1 protein-coding gene is annotated in these 622 nt (G+C 41.5%); it reads right to left on the bottom strand.

Annotation, left to right across the window (positions count from 1 at the left end):
* Positions 1-622: hypothetical protein (locus AC4IF5_RS20400; RefSeq protein ID WP_490737786.1), on the bottom strand; the 622-nt coding region annotated here is incomplete at both ends.

Genomic DNA, 622 nt, shown 5'->3' with positions numbered 1-622 from the left:
GCACTAATTATATGGCCTACCATTCCGGCTCTTTTCGCATATTTTCCATACATTGCAGTAGTGTTGACATAGCTACTTCTTAATCCTATTAGTGATCCTCTTGCTCTACCTGCATAAGCCGTACTTCTCATGTTACCTAAATTGTCTACCCAATATCCACTATTGTAAAGATTTGTTCTTTGCTTTACAATATATTCGAAGCCTCCTTCCATTGCAGTTGAGCCCCAGTCTGCCCAATTTATATACGCATCCAATGGTGTATCTCTTGTATTTTGAATTGGGCTTCTATTAAGTACTCCTAGATCTAATTCTACATTCGCCCCATCATCCGTTAAAGATCCATTTACCTTAGGTGTTCCTACCCAATATAACAAATAACCGTTTCTGTTTGTTATACTACTAGTACGTCCTGACATTAAATCTCTATACGCTTGTGTTTGCCCAAAAGGAACACTTCCTCCACCACCTCCGCCTTCATTAGGACGGGAAAATATCGTCGGAACATTACCTGACCACTCATCCATAGACATCCCCGTTGCACCTTTTCCGCCTGCAAGATAATACGAAGCGGCTCCGCCAGAACTTATATTCCAGCTCCACGTATCAGGAGCATAAGCTTTTC

The sequence above is a fragment of the Chryseobacterium sp. UF-290 genome (assembly GCF_058245615.1).
This window is presented reverse-complemented; position numbering and strand designations above follow the sequence as displayed.